The organism is Deltaproteobacteria bacterium (genome assembly GCA_016874775.1).
In the GTDB taxonomy this organism is placed as follows: Bacteria; Desulfobacterota; Binatia; order Bin18; family Bin18; genus VGTJ01.
Map to the genome: position 1 here is coordinate 1 of VGTJ01000325.1, position 3,151 is coordinate 3,151.

Below are 3,151 nucleotides of genomic sequence, written 5' to 3' on the forward strand. Positions count from 1 at the left end.
CGCGCTCCAACAGCTCAAGGGCCCGCTGGCGCCGCCGCGCAAGTTGTTTGCCTGTTCCGAATGGTCGCATGTCCTCATTATCGCCCAGTCCTCGGGAATACGAACATTAATTTTTGAAAGTTCAGTAGTACTCCGCTTCAAGAGGTGCAGCAAAGATGCCGGTTACCCGCCGCCAAGCTCAGGATGCACGGAGTCGGTCGTGCAATCGCGGCAGAATATCCCGTTCGTGCTGAGCTTGGCGCAGGACGAACACGCGCCAGCACCTCCTGATAGTTCCTCAGGCAGTTCGCGGGTGGGAGCGTGTATCTGGGTCGTAGGCAATCAAGCGGGCGGAGTTGAACACAACAAGCAACGTACTTAGGTTGTGCAGCACCGCGGCAACAAAGGGGTTGAGAAACCCAAGGGCACCAATGGCGATACCCCCAGCATTGACTCCGAGAGCGACGCCGTAATTTTGTCGAATGACGCTGATCGTTTGTTGGCTTAAATGAACCAGCGTCGCAACACTCTGAATGCTGTTGGATGCGAGTGCGATATCTGCGGCTTCAATCGCAACGTCTGAACCTACCGTCCCCATGGCAATCCCCACATCGGCGAGTGCGAGGGCGGGCGCATCATTGATGCCATCGCCAACCATCGCTACCTGTTTGCCTTGGTCACGTAAGCGGCGAATGAGTTCATACTTTTCCTCGGGTAACAGGCGAGCATGCCACTCGGCAAGACCAACAGCCTGTGCCACAGTTCCAGCAGCTTCTTCGCCGTCACCGGTCAACATCAAGGCTTGCGTGACGCCTGCTGCACGCAGTTTCTGCAAGGCTGTGGCCGCCTCGGGACGAATACGATCACGTACACCAATCAATCCTACCAGGCTTCCCTGATGTGCCACGTACATCATCGTTTCTCCTTCACCCTCATATCGGGTGTAGAGCGCCGCCGCATCGCCCGAAACCGGTACCGTGAAATCATCGAGTAGTCGGCGACTCCCGACGAGAATTCTACCGCCTTCACCGTCTGCCCGAATGCCTCGACCAACGATAATCTCACATTCGTCGTGTTGTGGAATAAACAGTTCACGATCTCGTGCATGATTGAGAACCGCCAGCGCGAGCGGATGTTGCGAATGTAACTCCCCGTTAGCGGCTAGCGACAGGACTTCATCAGCTGTGTACTGCTGAGAAAAGGCGACAACGCGTTCGACCGTCGGAAGTCCCACCGTCAAAGTGCCGGTTTTATCAAAGACGATGGTGTCCAATGCTGCCGCGGCTTCGAGATGGGTTCCCCCTTTAATTAAGATCCCGCGTTTGGCTCCATTGCCGATAGCGGCACTCACCGCAGTGGGTGTTGCCATTCCCGCGGCACACGGACACGCAATCAGCAGCATCGTTAAGGCGCGGTTCACATCACCAGTAATGGCCAGGACGGTTCCAGCCAGGACAAACGAGAACGGGACGAAGCGATTGGAAAAGCGCTCACCGATAGTTTGGATGGGAGCACGAAGCTCTTGTGCTTCCTCCACGCGCTTGATCAGACGTCCGACAGCGGTATCTGCACCGACCTGTTCAGCACGGATTCGTATGTCTCCAGCCAGTAGCACCGTGCCAGCATAGACAGGGTCACCCACGTTCTTGATCACGGGCATGCTCTCGCCGGTAATCGACGCTTGGTTGATCGTTGCTGTTCCTTTCTCAATGCGACCATCAGCCGGAATACGCTGTCCAGTATACACCGCGACCAGGCTTCCTGGTCGCAGGCTGGTGACAGGTTGTCGGACTTCAGTCTCACCGATAACGTGCCACACTTCTTCATCTTCCATTGACAGCAACGCACGAATTTCACGTCGCGTACGATGTAAAGTGAGTGCTTGAAGATATTCACCGAGGTTCAGCAGCCAAATCACTGTCAGTCCAGTCAGGCTCTCGCGCATCAGCAAGCTCGCAATCGTCGCTGAGCTGACTAACGTATCGGTCGTTAAATTGCCGCGGGTTGAGAGCGAGTGTACCGCTCCACGTAAGAATGGATACCCCGAGATGATCGTCGCTAAGCTGCTGATTCCAAGTAACAGTGGACTGCCAGCCAGTACCCCTGGTCCGGTGAGCACACGTTTCACCAGAAATCCTAAGAGGACAGAGCCCCCAATCGCAAGATTACGAATATGCTCCTGTAACTCGTCTTGGTCGTGATCGTGGCCGTGCTCATGGCTATGGCCGTGCGAAGCATGGTGGTGAGCATGGCTTCGATGCTGATAGGCACGAAAAGCTTCGCTGGTGAGTGGCGCGACATCAAGGGCTTCGTGGATACAACGGATTACGCTATCCGGGGAAACTTTGCGATCATACTGTATCAGCAGCCGCCCAGTACGTGGTGTCGCTTCGACATGGATAATACCAGGTTGTTGTTCAAGCGCGAGTTCAAGCGCCGCTGCGAAGCGTGGACGCTGTCGCAGCGCAGGGATATCCAACCGCATCCGCCCCGGTATGTTGGAGCGGATGCGCAATATTGTTGTGCTGTGCATAGAGATGAGACCAGGCAAAGAAAGTTACACTCTGCGTAGGGAACAAGTTGTGCGTCTGAAAACGCTGCGTTCACGCTTCGGCAGACTCAGGGCGAACGAGGTAGCAATTGAACTCGTTAAGCAGATTCCGTCCCCTCTGCAATTACTGGAGGAATGAACTGACCGTTACGACGATTTCGTCGCGGCTCCGTTGCTGTTCTGCTCCTTAGTGTTCAATTCAGCTTGTGCCTCTGCGGTCAAATCTTCAACATCTTGCCAGGCTTCTTGCGCGACAGTTTGGATGGCCCGCCCGGCAACGATACCACCTTTGATGACTTCTTTGAGGACTGGCCGTAGTGCCGTACCAATGGCTGGCACCAACGCATTCAAGAGTGGAACTGATGCGGCCCCGAGCGCAAACATTGCCGTCTTCGAGGTCAATAGATTGGGGATCGGCATAGGACTCCTCCTGTTCGTTAATGTGAGTACTGTAAAACGGTCGTCAGGGGCATGCAAGAACATTCAGATACTACATAAAAACCCATTGGACGGAAAGTGCTTCACCTCCTAGGATGGCAAATGGATAAAGTTTGTCAGTGCCTACGGAGGTGAAGCGATGGACGGGGAACATCTTCGCATAAGCAAGCGGGAGCGCCAAGC

General features: G+C 54.9%; 2 protein-coding genes. Both read right to left on the bottom strand.

Annotated features, from left to right (window positions below):
- Window positions 1-277: 277 nt before the first annotated feature.
- Window positions 278-2,512: a cation-translocating P-type ATPase gene (locus FJ147_28070; GenBank protein ID MBM4259740.1), complete on the bottom strand. Its 2,235-nt coding sequence runs from the start codon at window positions 2,510-2,512 to the stop codon at window positions 278-280.
- Between the two features lie 165 nt (window positions 2,513-2,677).
- Window positions 2,678-3,013: a DUF5132 domain-containing protein gene (locus FJ147_28075; protein ID MBM4259741.1), complete on the bottom strand. Its 336-nt coding sequence runs from the start codon at window positions 3,011-3,013 to the stop codon at window positions 2,678-2,680.
- Between the last annotated feature and the right edge of the window lie 138 nt (window positions 3,014-3,151).